18 protein-coding genes are annotated in these 18502 nt (G+C 71.0%); 10 read left to right on the top strand and 8 right to left on the bottom strand.

The window, feature by feature from the left end; all coding sequences use genetic code 11:
• Window positions 1-1453: hypothetical protein (locus tag E1286_RS36835; RefSeq protein WP_132620165.1), on the bottom strand; the 1453-nt coding region annotated here is incomplete at its 3' end.
• A 229-nt stretch (window positions 1454-1682) separates the two neighbouring features.
• Here E1286_RS36835 and E1286_RS36840 point away from each other — a divergent pair.
• Genes E1286_RS36840 through E1286_RS36855 form a run of 4 tightly spaced genes read left to right on the top strand, consistent with a single transcriptional unit; the run spans window position 1683 to window position 5258 of the window.
• Window positions 1683-2234 carry a MarR family winged helix-turn-helix transcriptional regulator gene (locus E1286_RS36840; RefSeq protein ID WP_111182887.1) on the top strand — a complete coding sequence of 184 codons (552 nt, stop codon included), beginning with the start codon at window positions 1683-1685 and terminating at the stop codon, window positions 2232-2234.
• Complete coding sequence (locus E1286_RS36845) at window positions 2218-3153, top strand: tetratricopeptide repeat protein (RefSeq protein ID WP_132620167.1); 936 nt, start codon at window positions 2218-2220, stop codon at window positions 3151-3153. The genes E1286_RS36840 and E1286_RS36845 overlap by 17 nt, the downstream gene beginning before the upstream one ends.
• A gap of 9 nt (window positions 3154-3162) precedes the next feature.
• The gene (locus E1286_RS36850) at window positions 3163-3792 is read left to right on the top strand and encodes a cytidylate kinase-like family protein (protein ID WP_132620169.1); all 630 of its coding nucleotides are present in this window, start codon (window positions 3163-3165) and stop codon (window positions 3790-3792) included.
• Window positions 3793-3848: 56 nt separating this feature from the next.
• Window positions 3849-5258: an NAD-dependent malic enzyme gene (locus E1286_RS36855; RefSeq protein WP_132620171.1), complete on the top strand. Its 1410-nt coding sequence runs from the start codon at window positions 3849-3851 to the stop codon at window positions 5256-5258.
• 145 nt (window positions 5259-5403) lie between these two features.
• Here the strand turns inward: E1286_RS36855 and E1286_RS36860 are convergent, their stop codons facing one another.
• From E1286_RS36860 to E1286_RS36880, 5 genes are read right to left on the bottom strand one after another with little or no spacing between them, the layout of a single operon-like run.
• Window positions 5404-5898 (bottom strand): hypothetical protein, encoded by a 495-nt coding sequence (locus E1286_RS36860; RefSeq protein WP_132620173.1) that lies wholly within the window; start codon window positions 5896-5898, stop codon window positions 5404-5406.
• Between the two features lie 37 nt (window positions 5899-5935).
• Window positions 5936-7492, bottom strand: a complete 1557-nt coding sequence (locus E1286_RS36865) for a glycerol-3-phosphate dehydrogenase/oxidase (RefSeq protein WP_132620175.1) — start codon at window positions 7490-7492, stop codon at window positions 5936-5938.
• 10 nt (window positions 7493-7502) lie between these two features.
• Entirely contained in the window at window positions 7503-8996 is a 1494-nt protein-coding gene (gene glpK / locus E1286_RS36870; protein WP_132620177.1) for a glycerol kinase GlpK, read from the bottom strand.
• A gap of 54 nt (window positions 8997-9050) precedes the next feature.
• Window positions 9051-9800, bottom strand: coding sequence for an IclR family transcriptional regulator (locus E1286_RS36875; protein WP_132620179.1), 750 nt, complete (start codon window positions 9798-9800; stop codon window positions 9051-9053).
• 20 nt (window positions 9801-9820) lie between these two features.
• On the bottom strand, window positions 9821-11194 hold the full coding sequence (locus E1286_RS36880; protein WP_132620181.1) for an MFS transporter: 1374 nt from the start codon (window positions 11192-11194) through the stop codon (window positions 9821-9823).
• Window positions 11195-11261: 67 nt separating this feature from the next.
• Between E1286_RS36880 and E1286_RS36885 the strand changes: the two genes are divergently transcribed.
• On the top strand, window positions 11262-11879 hold the full coding sequence (locus E1286_RS36885; protein ID WP_132620183.1) for a TetR/AcrR family transcriptional regulator: 618 nt from the start codon (window positions 11262-11264) through the stop codon (window positions 11877-11879).
• 63 nt (window positions 11880-11942) lie between these two features.
• On the opposite strand, the gene E1286_RS36890 is transcribed toward E1286_RS36885, so the two are convergent.
• Window positions 11943-12452 (bottom strand): hypothetical protein, encoded by a 510-nt coding sequence (locus tag E1286_RS36890; RefSeq protein WP_132620185.1) that lies wholly within the window; start codon window positions 12450-12452, stop codon window positions 11943-11945.
• A gap of 111 nt (window positions 12453-12563) precedes the next feature.
• Here E1286_RS36890 and E1286_RS36895 point away from each other — a divergent pair, with 111 nt between their 5' ends.
• Window positions 12564-13142 (top strand): YqgE/AlgH family protein, encoded by a 579-nt coding sequence (locus E1286_RS36895; RefSeq protein ID WP_132620187.1) that lies wholly within the window; start codon window positions 12564-12566, stop codon window positions 13140-13142.
• Here the strand turns inward: E1286_RS36895 and E1286_RS36900 are convergent.
• Window positions 13139-13747, bottom strand: coding sequence for a TetR/AcrR family transcriptional regulator (locus E1286_RS36900; protein WP_132620189.1), 609 nt, complete (start codon window positions 13745-13747; stop codon window positions 13139-13141). The genes E1286_RS36895 and E1286_RS36900 overlap by 4 nt on opposite strands.
• Before the next feature lie 159 nt (window positions 13748-13906).
• Here E1286_RS36900 and E1286_RS36905 point away from each other — a divergent pair, with 159 nt between their 5' ends.
• The 4 genes from E1286_RS36905 (at window position 13907) to E1286_RS36920 (ending at window position 18249) form a co-directional block, all read left to right on the top strand.
• Window positions 13907-15502: a DHA2 family efflux MFS transporter permease subunit gene (locus E1286_RS36905; RefSeq protein ID WP_132620191.1), complete on the top strand. Its 1596-nt coding sequence runs from the start codon at window positions 13907-13909 to the stop codon at window positions 15500-15502.
• 88 nt (window positions 15503-15590) lie between these two features.
• Window positions 15591-15848 (top strand): DUF3039 domain-containing protein, encoded by a 258-nt coding sequence (locus tag E1286_RS36910; protein WP_132620193.1) that lies wholly within the window; start codon window positions 15591-15593, stop codon window positions 15846-15848.
• A gap of 78 nt (window positions 15849-15926) precedes the next feature.
• The gene (locus E1286_RS36915; RefSeq protein WP_132620195.1) at window positions 15927-16805 is read left to right on the top strand and encodes a zinc metalloprotease; all 879 of its coding nucleotides are present in this window, start codon (window positions 15927-15929) and stop codon (window positions 16803-16805) included.
• A gap of 55 nt (window positions 16806-16860) precedes the next feature.
• Window positions 16861-18249 (top strand): MFS transporter, encoded by a 1389-nt coding sequence (locus E1286_RS36920; RefSeq protein WP_246075490.1) that lies wholly within the window; start codon window positions 16861-16863, stop codon window positions 18247-18249.
• Window positions 18250-18502 lie beyond the last annotated feature (253 nt).

Raw genomic sequence — 18502 nt, forward strand, 5'->3', positions numbered from 1 at the left:
GGGTGGCGGGGACCCCGCCGGGCGGTGGCGTGCCGGGAGACGGCGTGCCCTGAGGGCCCGGAGTCGCGGAGGCGTCCGGCGCGGCGGTGGCGTCCGGCGTGGCCGGGACGGCCGGGGCCGGAGCGGCGGACGGCGTGGGGACCGGCTCCGGGTAGACCGGGTAGACGTGGCTCGTGCCGGAGGTCGGCCGCGAGACGGGCGGCGCCACCTGCGGCGCCTGCGCCGGCCCGCCGCCGAAGTGGGTGCTCGACAGCCGGCAGCCCTGGAAGTCGCTGTAGAACATGCGCAGCCACTCGCGCCGCTGGTACTCGCTGAGGGACGAGAACCACGCGGTCGCGTACTGGTGCTCCGGCAGCGGCGCCCCCGGCAGGGGCTCGCCGCGCAGCCAGGCCACCACGATCCCCCGGTAGCCCTCGGCGACCGCGTCGTTGCAACGGGGGGCCAGCGACTCGACGTACTCGTACGCCGCCTCCTCCGCGAAGCCAGGGGAGAGGTCGGGAATGTGCACCGGCGCGAGGCCGTACGACGGCTTCAGCTCCTCGTCGAGCGGTCGCTGCTCCACCAGCGTGAACGCGGCGGGCGTGCCCGCCAGCCGGGAGGCGATCTGCGTGAACGCCGCGCCCAGCTCGGTCAGCCCCGCCCGCATCCCGGGATGCACGCACACCGTGATCGGCCATTCGTGGCAGCTGTGGGAGATGTCCATGGCCGCGGCCGGCTTCGGCTCGGCCAGCACCCTGGTGACGCCCATCCCGGCGCACAGCACGCCCAGCAGCGCGCACGCCAGCACCGTGGCCTGCCGCGTCACCAGCGCCGCCCAGCCGAGCAGCAGCGCCGCCGTGATGCCGAGCAGCCAGATCGTCTGGTCGAAGAACGGCGCCCCGCTCAGCCCCTGGAACAGGTCGTACGGCTCACCCGTGCCGGGCGCCAGCTTGTCGGCCCACCCGCGGTCGTCGGCCAGCCACGAGAACACCACATAACAGGCCAGCCCGGCGATCGCCGGCGTGTACGGTTTCGGCAGCACCCAGCCGGCCACCCACCCGATCACCGAGTAGAGCGCCAGCCCTGCCATGCCCATGCCGAGCGCCGACAGGCTCAGCCGGCCCGCCTGGTCGGTCAGCACCGTCTTGACCGCCAGCACCAGCACCGTGGCCCCGAACGACCCCAGCACCACCACCACGATCGCCAGCGGCGCCTTGAGCGCCCGCCACGTCGTCAGCGACCGGCCGCGCAACGCCCGGCGCTTGCGCAGCGCCACCCAGGCGGCGAAGGCGGCGGCCACGGGCCCGGTCAGCCGGAGCGAACCGATGACCGCGGCCACGATGTTCTCCCAGGCGTCCACGCCCGGTATCAGGACGTTCCACGCCGCGACCAGGCCGACAGCGAGCAGCACGGCCACTGTCACCGCCGCGCTGTGCTTCAGCTCCTCTCGTGAAACGCCCGCGTGCTCACGCACTCTTTTTCCCGTTGAAGTTCATCAAGCACCCCCGTGCCCCTCGGCAATGCGGAAGCGAAGAGTCCTGGGCCGGGTCCCCGCGGCCGGAAGACTTGGCGTCCGCGTCACCATACGTACGAGAACCATAACTGAGCGTGATGATTGATGTCCGTATTCTTGGTCAGCCGGTGAAGTCTGTTGCTGAGAGTAACCAGACGAACCGGGACGACCGGCGCGCTACCGTAGCGCTGTGTCGCAGCCCAAGCCGCTCAACCTGCCGTTCGACCCGATCGACCGCGCCGCGGAGAGCTGGCGCGCCCACTTCGGGCCGTCGTCCGCAATGGCCGCCGTTACCTCGATCATGAGAGCGCATCAGATCCTGCTGTCGCAACTTGACTCGCTCCTGAAGCCATACGACTTGACCTTCGCCCGATACGAGGCGCTGGTGCTGTTGACGTTCAGCAAAAAGGGCGCGCTGCCGCTGTCGAAGATCGGCGAACGGCTCATGGTCCACCCCACGAGTGTCACGAACACGGTGGACAGGCTGGAGAAGTCCGGGTTCGTCCGCCGGCTGCCCAATCCGCGCGACGGCCGCGGGGTGCTCGCGGAGATCACCGAGGCGGGCCGCGACGTGGTGCGCCGCGCCACGGCCGACCTGATGGCGGCCGACTTCGGCCTGGGGATGTACGCCGAGGACGAACTCCATCGGATGTTCGACCAGTTGCGCACGCTGCGGGTGGCGGCGGGTGACTTCTCCACCCCGGCCATGCGGCAAGATGAAGAGCATGGCGGACTTCTCTAGGCCCGGGTCGCTCTACGGAGCGATAGATCTGGGCGCGCGCAAGCAGACACTGGAGGCGCAGGCCCGGCGGGAGGCGGCAGGTCCCCAGGCGGCCTCGTCGGCCTCGATCATCGACGTGACCGAGGAGACGTTCACGACCGACGTCATCGACCGGTCCATGACCGTGCCGGTCGTCCTCGACCTCTGGTCGCCCCGGGCGCCGGGCAGCGCCCAGCTCAGCCCGGTGCTGGAGAAGGTGGTCGGCGACCTCGGCGGCCGGGTCGTGCTGGCCAAGATCAACGTCGACGGCAGCCCGCAGATCGCCCAGGCGCTGCGCGTGCAGGCCGTGCCGACCGTGCTGGCGATCTTCCAGGGCCAGGCCGTCACCGGCTTCCAGCAGGTGCTGCCCGAGCAGGAGGTGAGCCGCTGGCTCGACGAGCTGCTGGCCGCGGTCGAGCAGTTCTACCAGGCCAACCCCGGCGCCCGGCCGCCGGAGGCCGGTGAGCAGGAGGCCCCCGCGGGGCCGCCCGCCGACCCCGACCTGGTGGCCGCCGAGCAGGCCATCGACAACGGCGACCTCGACGCGGCGGCCGAGGCCTACGAGCGGCTGCTGGCCCGCGCCCCCGGCAACGAGGACGCCAAGATGGGCCTGGCCGGCGTCAATCTGATGCGCCGCACGGCCGAGGCCGACCCGGCCGAGGTGCAGCGGCGGGCGCAGGATCCGGCCGACCTCGACGCCCAGCTGCTGGCCGCCGACCTGGAGATGTTGTCCGGCTCGGTCGACGAGGCGTTCAACCGGGTCATCGCGGTGGTCAAGCGCACGTCCGGCGACGACCGCGACCGGGCCAGGCGTCACCTGCTCGGGCTTTTCGACACATTGCCCGCAGAAGACCCATCTTTGGCCAAAGCGCGCAGAGCCTTGGCGAGCGCTCTGTTCTAGCCTGAAGGTGTGCGGGTCGTCACGATATCGGCGACATACGGCACGGCCGGCAGCCAGATAGGCCCGGCCGTCGCCGAGCGGCTCGGCGTGCCCTTCGTCGACCGCGCCATCCCCAGCGCCGTGGCCCGCGAGCTCGGCTGCACCCTGGAGGAGGCGCTGGTCCACGACGACCGCGCCGAGCGCGGTCTCGGCCGGCTGCTGTCGGGGGCCATGCGGCTGCCGACGGTCACGTTCGGCGGCGTCGACATGTACGTCCCCGGCGCGATGCCGCTGCCGGCCGAGGAGTTCGTGCGCCGTACCGAGCGCATCCTCCTGGAGACGGCCCACGAGCGGGGCGGCGTGTTCCTGGGCCGGGCGGGGGCGGTGGTGCTGGCCGGCCTTCCCGGCGCGCTGCACGTCAGGCTCGACGCGCCGATCGAGCGCCGCGTACGGCAGACGGCCACGCTGGGCGGGATCGGCGAGCGCGAGGCCCGCAAGATCATCAATGAGAACGACCAGGCCCGTATCGCGTACGTGCGCACCTTCTACAAGGCCGATCCGGCCGATCCCCACCAGTACCACCTGGTCGTCGACAGCACCACGATTCCCGTTCCCGCCTGTGTGGAGCTCATCGTCAGGGCCTCCGCGGCACTGGATTGACCGAATGCCCCCTACGATGGGAGGACTTCTTGGTCAGTCCCGAAGGAGCGATTGACGTGGCGACCGTCCCAAGTGTGTCGTACTCCATCACCGTGCGTCTCGAGGTGCCGGCCGGCGGCAAGGCCGTCAGCCAGCTCACCCACGCCGTTGAGTCGGCCGGGGGCGTCGTAACCGCCCTCGACGTCACCAACGCGGGCCATGAGAAGCTCCGCATCGACGTGACCTGTGCCGCGCGCGACACCGACCACGCCCAGGCCATCGTCGACCAGCTCGAGGCCGTCGAGGGCGTCGTCATCCACAAGGTCTCCGACCGCACGTTCCTCATGCACCTCGGCGGCAAGATCGAGATGAAGTCGAAGGTGCCGCTGCGCAACCGCGACGAGCTGTCCATGGCCTACACCCCCGGCGTCGCGCGGGTGTCCATGGCGATCGCCCGCAACAAGGAGGACGCGCGTCGCCTGACCATCAAGCGCAACACCGTCGCGGTCGTCACCGACGGCTCGGCCGTGCTGGGGCTGGGCAACATCGGCCCGGAGGCTGCGCTGCCGGTCATGGAGGGCAAGGCGGCGCTGTTCAAACGGTTCGCCGGCATCGACGCCTGGCCGATCTGCCTCGACACGCAGGACGTCGACGAGATCGTCCGCACCGTGCAGGTGATCGCCCCCGGCTTCGGCGGCATCAACCTGGAGGACATCGGCGCGCCGCGCTGCTTCGAGGTGGAGCGGCGGCTGCGCGAGCTGCTCGACATCCCGGTCTTCCACGACGACCAGCACGGCACCGCCATCTGCGTGCTCGCCGCGCTCACCAACGCGCTGCGCGTGGTGAACAAGAACATCGAGACGGTCAAGATCACCATGGCCGGCGCGGGGGCGGCGGGCAACGCCGTGCTGCGCCTGCTGCTGGCCGCCGGGGCCCGCAACGTCATCGTCTGCGACTACCTCGGCGCCGTCCACAAGGGCCGCGACGATCTCGACGACTCGCTGCGCTGGATCGCCGAGCACACCAACGAAGAGGGCTACTCCGGCGACCTGCGCGGGGCGGTCAAGGGCGCCGACGTCTTCGTGGGGGTCTCCGCGCCCGGCATCCTGACCGGCGACGACATCGCCACGATGGCCAAGGACCCGGTGGTGTTCGCGCTGGCCAACCCCGAGCCGGAGGTGTCGCCCGACGACGCCCGCGAGCACGCCGCGGTGGTGGCGACGGGCCGCTCCGACTTCCCCAACCAGATCAACAACGTGCTGGCGTTCCCGGGGGTGTTCCGGGGGCTGCTCGACGCGCAGGCGGGCGGGGTGACCGAGGAGATGCTGCTGGCCGCCGCCGGGGCGCTGGCCGCCGTGGTCACGCCCGAGGAGCTCGGCCCCAACTACATCATCCCGAGCGTCTTCCACCCCGACGTGGCGACCGCCGTCGCCGCCGCCGTCCGCGAGTCCGCCGGCGGGCGCGCGCGGGGCTTCACCGAAGCGTAGAACCCATGTCATCCGTCACGGCGGAGCCGACGTCACACCACCCGCCGCACATGGCCGAGGGCCTCCAGGAAGACGCCCGCTGACCCGCACCCGGCGGGCCGCCGCGACGCCGCGACGTGGACCACCTGGGTGGTCCATCGCCGGGTCACCGGGGTGCGGCGGCGGTGATGGCGGGCATGAGGCGGTAGCTCTCCTGGAAGACCAGGTTGTGGGCGTCGGCGGCGGCGATCGTGCGCATGGTGTCCAGCTGGCCGGCCGCGTCCGACTCGTCGAAGACGTTCAGCGGCCAGTCGCCCACCGTGTTGCCGCGCAGGTGCGGATGGTGGAAGTCGCGGCCGAAGTGGGCGACCACCGCGATCGGCTGCTCGCCGCTGCTGCGCTGCTCCGGCCAGGTCAGCGACCACATCGCGTTCAGCCCGCCCTCCTGTGAGCGGGTGATCCCGCTGGCCACCACCTCCCCGGTGCCGAGCAGCAGGTCGGCGTTGGCCTCGTCGAGTGCCCTGCGCGCCACCGGGTCGATCAGCTCCACGGCCCGCTCGAACACGCGTTCCTTGTCCTCGCGGGTGACGGCAGTGCCGTGGTTGCCGTCGCGCAGGTCGGTGAAGTGCCTGATGAGGGCTTCGTTGATGGGAGTGCGCATGTGTGCCCCCTTCCCCGCGAAGGGCAGGGGGCACCTTTCAGCCGGTGCCGAGCAGCGCCGCGATGCGCGCCCGCACCTCCGGCGTGTCGAGCCCGCGTACGGTGAGGGTCGTGCGGCGGCGTACGACGTCGTCGACGGTGGCGGCCCACTCGTGGTCGCGGGCGTAGACGGCCTGGGCCCAGATGTCGGGGCCTTCGGGGTGGATGCGTTCGCCGAGCGCCGGGTCCTCCCTGATGAGCCGGGCCAGGTCGAACGCGATCGACCCGTAGTGGGTGGCGAGGTGGCGGGCCACCAGCGGGTCCATGCGGGCGCTGCGCTCGCGATCGGTCCACAGCCGCATGGCGACCGCCTCGGGGCTGGCCAGGCCGGGCAGCGGCACGACGGGCAGGATGTCGGCGATCTCGTCGCCGAGCGGCCGCCCGGGCAGGCGGGCGAGAGTGTCGAAGACGTGCTTGCCGATGTGACGGTAGGTCGTCCACTTCCCGCCGGCGACCGACAACATGCCGCCCGAGCCCCGCGTCACGACCGTCTCCCGCTTGGCCGCGGCGACGTCCCCGGGCCCGCCGGGCAGCACCCGCAGGCCGGCGAAGGCGTACGTGATGTCCTCGCGCCTGAGCTGCTCGTCGCGGACGGCGTGGCCGGCCTCGTCGAGGATCTGGGCGATGTCGGCCTCGGTGGGGCTCACCGCGGCCGGGTCGCCCTCGTACGCCTCGTCGGTGGTGCCGAGCAGCAGGTGGTCCTCCCACGGGATGGCGAACGACACGCGGTACTTGTCGATCGGCGTGGTCAGGGCCGCCTTCCACGGCTCGTGCCGGCGCAGCACCAGGTGGGCGCCCTTGGACAGCCGGATGCTGGGCGCGGCGTCCGGGTCCTCCATGCGGCGCAGGTGGTCGACCCAGGGGCCGGTGGCGTTCAGCACCAGGCGGGCCGAGACGCCGAACTCGGTGCCGTCGAGCCGGTCGCGCAGCTCGGCGCCCGTCACGGTGCCGGACGTCTTGCGCAGCCCGACGACCTCGGCGTGGTTGAGCACGGTCGCGCCCGCGTCCACGGCCGCGCGTACGGTCATGACGGCGACGCGGCTGTCGTTCATCTGGTGGTCGCCGTAGACGGCGGCGGCCCGCAGCCCCTCCGGGCGCAGCGCCGGCACCTTGGCCAGCGCCTGGTGCGGCGTGATGACCTTGCCCATGCCGTCGCCGAAGACCGACAGCGCGGAGTAGAGGAACACGCCCGCGCCCAGCTTGGCGGCGCCGTGCGGCCCGCCCTTGTAGATCGGGACCAGGAAGGTCAGCGGCTTGACCAGATGGGGTGCGATGTCGGCGGCCAGGGCGCGCCGCTCGCGATGGTTCTCGGCCACCAGCTTGACGTTGCCGGTCTGCAGGTAGCGCAGGCCGCCGTGGACGAGCTTGGACGAGGCGCTGGAGGTGGCGCCGGCGAAGTCGCCCGCGTCCACCATGGCCACCCGCAGCCCGGCCTGCGCTGCCATCCACGTCACCGAGGTGCCGAGAATGCCGCCGCCGATGACCAGCAGGTCGAAGGCGGTGGTGGAGAGCTCCTCCCGGGTTTCGGCTCTGGAGGAGCCGATCGCTATCGTCATTGCGCTGCTCCTACTGCTCGACCCAGTCAAGGGTGCGGGCCACGGCCTTCTTCCAATTACGGTATTCGTGCTCACGCGCGGCCTCGTCGATGGCCGGCTGCCACTCGGCGGCCTTGTGCCAGTTGGCGCGCAGGCTGTCGAGGTCGGGCCAGTAGCCGGTGGCCAGGCCCGCGGCGTACGCGGCGCCGAGCGCGGTGGTCTCGGAGACCATCGGCCGGATCACCGGCACGGCCAGCACGTCGGAGAGCGTCTGCATGAGCAGGTTGTTGGCGGTCATGCCGCCGTCGGCGCGCAGCGTGGTCAGGTCGAGGCCGGAGTCGGCGTTCATGGCATCCACGACCTCGCGGGTCTGCCAGGCGGTGGCCTCCAGCACGGCCCGCGCCACGTGACCCTTGGTGACGAACCCGGTCAGCCCCGCGATCACGCCGCGCGCGTCGGAGCGCCAGTGCGGTGCGAACAGCCCGGAGAAGGCCGGCACGAAGTAGCAGCCGCCGTTGTCGTCGACCGTCTTGGCCAGCGTCTCGATCTCGGCCGCGCTGGAGATCAGGCCCATGTTGTCGCGCAGCCACTGCACCAGGGAGCCGGCGACCGCGATGGCGCCCTCCAGCGCGTACGTGGCGGGGCCGTCGCCGATCTGGTAACCGACCGTGGTCAGCAGGCCGTGCTTGGAGGCGACCGGCTCGTGCCCGGTGTTCATGACCAGGAAACTGCCCGAGCCGTAGGTGCTCTTGGTCTCGCCGGGCTCGAAGCAGGTCTGCCCGAACAGCGCCGCCTGCTGGTCGCCGAGGGCCGAGGCCACCGGGACACCCTCGGCGGTGTGGCCGTAGACCTCGGCGGACGGGCGGATCTCCGGCAGCATCGCGCGCGGCACGCCCACCGCGTCGAGCAGCTCGTCGTCCCAGGCCAGGGTGTGGATGTTCATGAGCGTCGTCCGGCTGGCGTTGGTCACGTCGGTGACGTGGCGGCCGGTGAGGTTCCACAGCAGCCAGCTGTCCATCGTGCCGAACAGCACCTCGCCGCGCTCGGCCCGCTCGCGCAGCCCGTACGCGTCGAGCAGCCAGCGGATCTTGGGGCCGGAGAAGTACGTCGTCAGCGGCAGCCCGGCCTTCTCCCTGAACAGGCTCTCGTGCTCGGCCAGCGCCTTGGTGAGCGCGTCGGTGCGGGTGTCCTGCCAGACGACCGCGGGGCAGACCGGGCGGCCGGTGGCGCGGTCCCACAGCACGGTGGTCTCGCGCTGGTTGGTGATGCCCAGTGCGGCGACCTGGCCGTCCTCGATGCCGGCGCCGGTCACGGCCTCGCTCATGACACCGCGCACGTTCTGCCAGATCTCCTCGGCGTCGTGCTCGACCCAGCCGGGCTTGGGGAAGATCTGGCGGTGTTCGCGCTGGGCGACGGAGACGATGTTGCCGCCCTCGTCGAAGAGGATGCACCGGCTGGACGTGGTGCCCTGGTCGATGGCTGCGACGTAGTGCGGTCGGGGCACTGGGTTCCTCGCAAGGCTCATGGTTCGACAATGCCGAACGAATCGTATTCGGTGCGCCGTAGGGTCTTCAAGGGGTCATCTCGCCAGGTCACGGGTGATGGCGCGGGCGGCGTCGCGTACGTACGAGACGTACTCCATGTGCAGGGCCCCGTCGGTGGCCAGGCGCTCCACCGCGCCGCGGATGCCGATGGCGCCCACGACGACGCCGCGCCGGTCCTTGATCGGGGCTGCGATGGCCACCTCTCCGTCCACGAGCTCCTCCATCTCGGCCGCCCAGCCGCGCGTCCTGACCCGGTCGAGCTCCTCTTCCAGCGCCCCGGGGTCGATGATCGTGTGTTTGGTGTGCGGTCGCAGGGGCGGCTCGGCCGGCTCGGCATACGGGTCGTGGGCCAGCAGGACCTTGCCCAGCGCGCTGGCGTGCGTTGGCAGATACGTGCCCACCTGCAGCGTCTGCATGCTGTCGTCCGGGCGGAAGACGTGGTGGATCACCAGGACGTGGCCCTCGTGCAGGGTGCCGATCCAGGCGCTCTCCCTGCTGCGCCCGGCCAGCGCGTCGGCCCAGTTGATCGAGCGGGTGCGCAGCTCGTTGACGTCGAGATAGCTGCTGCCCAGGTGGAGCAGCGTGGCGCCGAGGCGGTACTTCCCCGTGGCCGGGTCCTGCTCGACGAAACCGACGTGGACGAGCGTGCGCAGGATGCCGTGCAGCGTGCCCTTCGGCAGGCCCAGCCCCCTGGCCAGCTCGGCCACCCCCAGCTGGCGGGGGCCGGAGGCGAGCAGCCGCAGGATGGCGGCCGCCCGCTCGACCGACTGAATCGTCTCTCCCACGCCCCGCACCCTAGCGCAGGTCAGTTCGGTATTGCCGAACGGGGCCGCATCATTCCGGCGAACGCGAGCGCGGCGTTCGCCAGCACCGCCACGATCACGCCCTGGAGCACCGTCCCCATGGCGGCCGTGGCGATCGCGCTCATGATCGGGATGCCCATGGTGATGCCGACCTGCTGGGTCATCGTCGCCAGGCCGGTGGCCAGCCCCTGCTCGGAGTCGGGCAGCCCGGAGGTGGCCGTCACCATGAAGGCGACGATGGCCACCATGTTGCCCACGCCGCCGACGAACGTGGCCGCGAGCAGCAGCCAGATCCAGCCGGCCGAAGCGCCGAGGAGGGCCAGCGAGGCCGTCGCGACGGCCTGCACCGCGAACCCGGCGGCCAGCGCTCTGCCGGTGCCGAGCGCGCCGAGCACGCGCGGCCCGGCCACGCCGCCCACCACGGTGCCGAGCCCCAGCACGCCGAAGGCGAGCCCGGTGGCCAGCGCCGAGTAGCCGAGCACCTCCTGCAGGTAGAGCGTCAGGACGAAGACCAGGGAGGTCTCGGTGGCGAACGCGAGCAGCCCCGCGAGGTTGCCCCACTTCACGTTCGGCCGGGCCATGATGGCTACGGGGACCAGCGGCGCCGCCGACCGCCGTTCCACGAACCAGAACACCACCAGCAGCGCCGCACCCGCCGCGAGGGCCGCGCCGCCCTGGACAGGGTGCTCACCGATTCTGGTCAGGCCGAAGACCAGGGCGAGCAGGCCGGCCGTCACCGCCGCCGCGCCCGGCAGGTCGATCCGCGGCCGCTCGGCCGGGCGGCTCTCCCGCAGCAGCATGGGCGCCGCGACCAGCACGGCCAGCGCCACGGGCACGTTGATCAGGAACGCCCACCGCCAGCTCAGCGCCTGTGTGAGGAGTCCCCCTAGAATGGCGCCCGAGGTGAACCCGGCTGACATCAGCGCCCCGTTCAATCCCAGTGCCCGAGCTCGCAGCGGTCCCTCGGCGAACGACGTGGTCAGCAGCGAGAGCCCGGCAGGCGTGACGACGGCGGTGGCGAGGCCCTGGGCCACCCTCGCCCCCAGCAACACCCCCGGGGAGGTCGCGAGCCCTCCCACGAGCGAGGAGAGCCCCAGCAGCGCCATCCCGACCAGGAAGAGCCTGCGCCGTCCCCACAGGTCGGCGATCCGGCCGAACAGCAGCGTGAAACCCGCCGCCGCCAGCGCGAACGCCGTGGCCACCCATTGCAGGTCGGCCAGGGCGAAACCGAGGCCCTCCCCGATCACGGGCAGGGCCACGTTCAGGATGGAGAAGTCCACGGCCAGCATGAACTGAGAGCCGAGCAGCAGCGTCAGGACGAGGCGTTGCCTGCCCGTCATCCGATCGGGTTCGGCTCGTGCGGCGAGTACGGTCATGTCATCCCCCTAATGGGACGTAAGTTCCGTTAAGATGAGCATGACGGTAGCACGATGAGGAGACTTAATGGAACAATCTTCCCGTTTGGCGGGAACCGTGCGGCCGGGAGGCCGCACCGCGCGGGTCCGCGCGGCCGTGCTGGAGGCGACCCAGGACGAGTTGGTCGAGCACGGCTTCCACGGCCTGACCATGGACCAGGTGGCGGCCCGCGCGGGCGTGGGCAAGACCACGGTCTACCGGCGCTGGGGGAGCCCGGCCGGGCTGGTGGTCGACCTGATGAACGACCTGGCCGACCAGTCCGTCCCGCACGCGGACACCGGCGCTGTGGAGGGCGACCTGCTGGCCAACGCCGTCTCCGTGCTGGAGGCGCTGCACGACGGCCGGCTCGGCCCCACGTTGCAGGCGATGATCGCCGCCGCGACCTGCGACGACCAGGCCGCCCAGGGGTTGCGGGCCTTCTACTCCCGCCGGATCGAGGAGTGGGCCAACGCCGTCGACCTGGCCGTCAAGCGGGGGGAACTGCCCGAGGGCACCGACGGCGCCGAGGTGATCAGGGCGATCTCGGCCCCGCTCTACTACCGCCTGGTGGTCACCAGGGAGCCGGTGACGCGGGAGGACGCCGAACGGTCGGTGGCGCGCACGCTGGCCGCCGCCCGAGCCGGGGCGTTCGTTTCACAGGGTTGAGCGTCGCGGGGTTGAGTGTCGCCGGGTTGAGTGTCGCGGGGCTGGGCGTCACAGGGTCGAGCGTCATGGGGTTGAGCGGGGCCAGATCGAGCCGTACCACCACAGGATGCCGCCCGTGATGACCAGGCCGCCCGCGGTGGCCAGCTTGGCGATGAGGTCGGCGGGCAGGCCGGTGTAGGGCAGGCGGCGGTCGCGGCCGCGACCCCAGGAGCAGTCGTTCTCGACGCGGGTGGAGTCGATCAGCGTGTCGGGCTCGCCCTCCGCCACCGAGTACGCCTCCACCTCGGCGGCGCTGCCCTTCCTGACGGGGACGTGGCGGACGACCGACCTGCGGGCCGGGATCGAGCCGGTCGACATGCTCTCTCCGTCGGCCTGCAGGTCGAACCGGACGAGCTGGCGGGTCTGGTTGTGCAGCCGGACGGTCGCCCGGCCCGTGCGGCACGCCACGTCGTCCACCGTCATCGTGAACGGGTCACCCGCGTCGGGCCGTGGCCACGCCCACGCGGCGGCCGGCAGGAACAGTGCGCCGCCCAGCGGCAGTGCGGCCAGGACGAGGCGGGTACGGATGCGCATGAACTCCCCCCGGATGTGATCTTTGCTACCTAAGGTGCCCAAGCGGCTACGAAAAGTAACATCGACCCACCGGGGGAGCGCGTGCCCCCCATTACCCTTCATGATGGATGTATGGCGGAAGCGATCTACGTCGGCGGTTTGTTGGTGGCGACGCCGCTTCTCGACGACCCCAATTTCCGGCGTAGCGTGGTGCTGATTCTCGAACACGACCGCGACGGCGGCACTCTGGGCGTCGTGCTCAACAGGCCGAGCGACATCTCGGTGACACAGGTGCTGCCCGTATGGGATCCGCTGGTGACCGGGCCTCCGGTGCTCTTCGAGGGCGGGCCCGTGCAGACCGACAGCGCGCTCGCGCTGGCGGCGGTCCCGAGCGGGGAGGAGCCGCTCGGCTGGCGCCGGTTGCACGCCGGCACCGACGCGGTCTCGCGGCTGGGCACGGTCGACCTCGACGCGCCCCCCGAGATCCTGCAGGGCGAGATCGCGCAGATGCGCATCTTCGCCGGCTACGCCGGTTGGACGTCAGGGCAGCTGGAGAGCGAGATCGCCGAGGGCGCCTGGTACATCGTCGACTCCGAGGTCGGTGACACCTTCCACGCCGACCCCGGCTCACTGTGGCGGCACGTGCTGCGCCGCCAGCGCGGCGAGCTGGCCTTTGTGGCGACCTGCCCGGACGACCCGACGATGAACTAGAGGTCCCAGCCCGGGCGCAGCGAACGCTCGGCCAGATCGATGCTCTCGGCCATGCGGGCGGCGATCTCGGCCACCGTGCCGTCGCGGCGCGGGCACTCGAAACCGACGCGCATGGTGGACATCGCGAACGCCACGATGAGGTGGGTGAGCTGGTCCTTGTCGGGGTCGGCGCCCCGGCGCGCGGCGATCACCTCGGCCAGGCGGCGCTCGGTCTGCGCGCCCCTGGCCACCGACCGGCCGATGAGGTGGGGGTTGGCGTCGAGGAGCCGGCGCAGCTTCAGGAACCGTTCGGCGTCCTCGCCCGTTGAGCACTCGACGTCGGTGAGGACCGCGCGCAGCGCGTGCATGAGCGCGGTGAACGGCGGCTCGTCCTGCGGGCGGTCCGCGAGCGTCTCCAGGATGATCTCCTCGCCGTGGTCGTGGAACCACAGCGCCAGATGATCCTTGCTGGTGAAGTAACGGAAGAACGTGCGTGGGGAGACGTCGACCACCCCCGCGATCTGCTCGACCGTGGTCGACTCGTATCCTTGTTCGAGGAAAAGGTCGAGCGCGGCGTCGATGATCGCCAGACGCGTCTTCTCCTTCTTGCGTTCTCGAAGACCCATAGCCGTCACCTCTGCGAAACTATTCTGTCATAGTGTGCCATAAGTCATACGATGTCGATTGAAAACCGGTTGTCTTATGTCAGATGCTGCCATAGATTACCTGGGCTTACGAGAGCTGTGCCCCGGTGTGGGGTGCTACGGGTAACAAGGGGGACTTACATGGCTCACGCGGAGGCGGTCGGCACGCCGTCATCGCCCGACGCCGCCAAGGGGGGGACCAGCGGAAATCCGTGGCTGGTGCTGCTGGCGGTCTGCCTGGGCGTCATCATGGTGATGCTCGACGGCACGGTCGTCGGCATCGCCAATCCGGTGATCCAGGCCGACCTGAAGGCCTCGCTGTCAGACCTCCAGTGGGTGACGAGCGGTTACCTGCTCGCGCTGGCGGTCTTCCTGATCACCGCCGGCAAGCTGGGCGACCTGTTCGGCCACAAGCGCGTCTTTCTCATCGGTGTGGCCGGCTTCGCCGTCTCCTCGGTGGGCATCGGTCTCAGCGCCGAACTGGCCGAGGTCATTCCCGGCGTCACCCCGATCGGCATGCTGATCGGCCTGCGCGTCCTGCAGGGCCTGTTCGGCGCGCTGCTGCAGCCCGCCGCCCTGGCCCTGCTGCGCAGCGCGTTCCCCGGCGAGAAGCTGCACCAGGCGATGGGCGCCTGGGGCGCCATCATCGGCCTGTCGAGTGCCGCAGGACCGATCGTGGGCGGCGTGCTGGTCGAGAAGGTCAGCTGGGAGTCGGTCTTCTTCATCAACGCGCCCGTCGGCGTCATCGCCCTGGTCATGGGCGTCCTACTGATCAAGGAGAACCGCACGCCCTCCATGGCCCGCATCGACTGGCTCGGTGTGGTGCTGCTGTCCGGCGCGATGTTCTCGCTGGTCTGGACGATCATCAAGGCCCCCGAGTGGGGCTGGACCGACAGCACGACGCTGACCTTCATGGGCGCCTTCCTGGTGCTGATCCTGGCGTTCGTCCTCTGGCAGGCCGCGGCCAAGCAGCCGCTGGTGCCGCTGTCGTTGTTCCGGAACGCCTCGATCTCCATCGGCACCCTGCTGATGATGATGGTCGCGTTCGCGATGTTCGGCGCGATGTTCTTCCTGGGCTTCTTCTTCCAGGGCGTGCACGGGCTGTCGCCGCTGGAGGCCGGCCTCTACATGTTGCCGATGAGCGCCGGCATGATCGTCGCCTCGCCGCTGTCCGGCATGGCGATCGGCCGGATCGGGCCGAAGCTGTCGATGGCCGGCGGCCTGCTGATCACCGCGCTGGCGATGTTCCTCATGTCCCAGCTCAGCATCGACGCCTCGTTCGTCGAGACCGCCATTCCGTTCGTGCTGCTGGCCTTCGGCATGTCGCCGGTCTTCGTCGGCGCCACCGAGATCATCGTCGGCAACGCTCCGGTGAACCTCAGCGGCGTCGCGGGTGGTCTGCAGCAGTCGGCCATGCAGGTCGGCGGCGCGCTCGGCACCGCGATCCTGGGCGCCGTGATGGCCTCGGAGATCTCCGACACGCTGCCCGGCAACCTCGGCCCGGCGGCCCAGGGGATCCCGCCCGAGCAGCTGACCCTGCTGGAGAAGGCGGCCGCGTTCGGCACCGCGCCTCCCGGTGTGCCGCAGCAGATCACCGACGCCGTGCACAGCTCGTTCATGTCCGGTATGCATGTGGCCTTCCTGGTCAGCACCTCCATCGCGGTGCTCACCGCCCTGCTGACGTTCTTCGTCAAGGTCGGGCGCAAGACCGAGGGCGTGCCGGTCCACGTGGGCTGACGTCCGTCGCCACGACGCGGCTCCCGCCCGCCGGCGGGGGCCGCGTCGTCGTGTCGGGGCCCGGCCGCGGGGGCATAAACTCGATGGGGTGAGCACGAAGATCCTCCCAGAGCAGGAGACCACTCCGCGGACGTCGCACGGCGACGGCGATCACGAGCGGTTCGCCCACTACGCGGACAAGCACAAGATCACCGAGAGCATGGTGACCGGCACGCCCATCCGCGCCCTGTGCGGCAAAATCTGGGTGCCCAGCCGCGACCCCAAGAAGTACCCGGTGTGCCCGGAGTGCAAGGAGATCTACGAGGGCCTGCCTCAGGGCGGCGGCGAAGGCGACGGCGACCAGTGAGTGTTGCTGAGCGGTAACCCCCACGCGCTCCACTACGGTCTGTAGCCACATCGGCTCATACCGTAGTGGGGGGATTGCATGGTCCGGCGCGCGACCGCCGTCTCGTTGGCATGCCTGCTCGCGGTCGGGTTCACCCCGCCGCTTCGGCACGAGGCCGCGTTCGCGGCCGGTTGCGCGCGCCACGCGCCACGGACCCCCGGACCGCGCTCGCCCAAGCCGCAGGACGTCGCCAAGGTCAAGGCCGAGCTGCGCGAGCTGCTGGCCGGCGTCACGCTGCCCACCGAGATCACCGTGCCCGTCTGGGTGCACCTGCTGACCCGCGGCGAGCGGCTGGTCACCGACGACAGCGTGCGGGCCCAGATCGACGTGCTCAACTCCGCGTACGCCGGTGAGTTCGGCGGTGTCGACACGGGCGTGCGCTTCCGTCTCGACAAGATCGCGGTGGTGGACAACGCCGCCTGGTTCGCCGACCCCGTCGGCCACGAGAGCGCCATGAAGAACGCGCTGCACCACGGCGGGGCCCGCACGCTCAACCTCTACATCGCCCAGCTCAGCCAGCTGATGCTGGGCTTCGCCGCCTACCCCTACTGGTACGCCGGCGCCCCGGCGCTCGACGGCGTCGTCATCGACTGGCGCAGCCTGCCCGGCGGCCCGATGACCAACTACAACCGCGGCTTCACCGGCGTCCACGAGATCGGGCACTGGCTCGGGCTCTTCCACACGTTCGAGAACGCCTGCCGCGAGCCAGGCGACGGCATCGACGACACCGCGCCCGAGGCACGGCCGACCGAGGGATGCCCGGAGAGCAAGGACACCTGCGCCGAGCACCACGGCGCCGACCCGATCCACAACTTCATGGACTACGCCCACGACCGCTGCATGCGGGAGTTCACCGCGGGGCAGGCGCGGCGCATGATCGAGATGTGGGTGGCCTACCGCACCACCCCGGCCGTCTGACCGACCCGTACGATGGCGGCTCCGCCGGTGGATTTGCGGCAATTACGATGTGCGAGTGACAGCACCAAAAGCACTCGATGCTCCCGGCCGGCCCGCCGGCATCCTGTCCCCCAGCTACCGTACCGCCACCTTGGGCATCCTCCTGGTCGTCACCCTGGTCGCCTTCGAGGGCATGTCGGTGGGCGTCGTGATGCCGGCCGTGGCCGAGGAGCTGGACGCGCTCGACCTGTACGGGATCAGCTTCTCCGCGTTCCTCATCGCCAGCCTGTTCATGAACGTGGTGGCCGGGCTCTGGTCCGACCGGCGCGGCTACCCGGTGCCGTTCCTGGCCGGGGTGGTGCTGTTCGTCGCCGGCATGGCGCTGGCCGGGGCCGCGACCTCCGCGGTGTTGTTCCTGGTGGCCCGGGCCGTCCAGGGGCTCGGCGCGGGCGCGACCATCGTGGCGCTGTACGTGATGATCGCCCGCGTCTACGCGGTTGAGGCACGCCCCAAGGCGTTCGCCGCAGTCTCCGCGGCCTGGGTGGTGCCCGCCATGGTCGGCCCCGCGGTGGCCGGGTTCGTCGGCGACCAGTGGGGCTGGCGGTACGTCTTCTTCGGCATCATCCCGCTGGTGGTGCCCGCGCTGGCGATGCTCGTCCCCGCGCTGCGGATCGGATCGGGGGCCGACGCGGAGCAGGGGAGCGGGCCGCGTTCGCGGCCGGTGGCGATGACGCTGGCCGCCACCTCCACCGCCGGCGGGGCCGGGCTGCTGCTGCACGGCGTCGACCGGCTGCACACGCACACCGGCACCGCGGCCGTCGAGACCGCGGCCGGGGTGGCGCTCCTGCTCTACGGGCTCCACCGGCTGCTGCCCCCTGGCGCGCTGCGGTTCGAGCGCGGGCTGCCGACGACCGTGATCATGCGAGGGCTGTTCTCGGCGGCCTTCTTCGGGGTGAACGCCTTCATCCCGCTGGCGCTGCAGGAGGTGAAGTCCTTCGGCACCGCGGACGCGGGCATCGCGCTGACCGCAGGAGCCCTGGGCTGGTCGGCCGGGTCGTACCTGCAGAGCCGGCGTACCGGCGAGGCGCACCAGCGGATCAGGATGGGCGCGGCCTGTGTCATGGTGGCGATCCTGCTCTGCGTGCTGTCCGTGCTGCCGGGGGTGAGCGGGTGGGTCGCCGCGCCCGCGTGGATGGTCGCCGGACTCGGCATGGGCTTCGGCATGACCACCGTCAGCGTGACCGCCATGCACCAGTCACCGGTGAGCGAGCAGGGGGCGAACTCGGCCGCCCTGTCGGTGTCCGACCAGCTCGGCTCCGCCCTGGCGATCGGGATCGGGGGAGCGCTGGTGAACGTGATCGGTCACGCCCGGATCGACACCGGGTTCGTCATCATCTCGGGGTTGATGGCCGCCGTCGCGCTGAGCGCCACCCTGCTCGCGGGGCGTACACGCAGCGCCGGGTGAGCGTACCGGGGCGCTGAATTCCGCCTCACCCGTCACACCGATCACGGTTCGCCTGATGGCGGTCGCGCGGGGTGATAGGACAGCGGGCAAGGAGGTGCCATGGAGGATGATCACCGTGTCTGGCCCCCTCGGACGGGGCCCAGGCACCGCCGTACTCCTCCAGAGGACACGGAGCCCGCGTCGGACGCGAGCCGTGACGAGGAGCCCCCACGGGCCCGCCGCGACCGCGTCCACCCCTACAGCTGTCTCTTAT

Source organism: Nonomuraea terrae (assembly GCF_004348995.1).
Taxonomy (GTDB): domain Bacteria; phylum Actinomycetota; class Actinomycetes; order Streptosporangiales; family Streptosporangiaceae; genus Nonomuraea; species Nonomuraea terrae.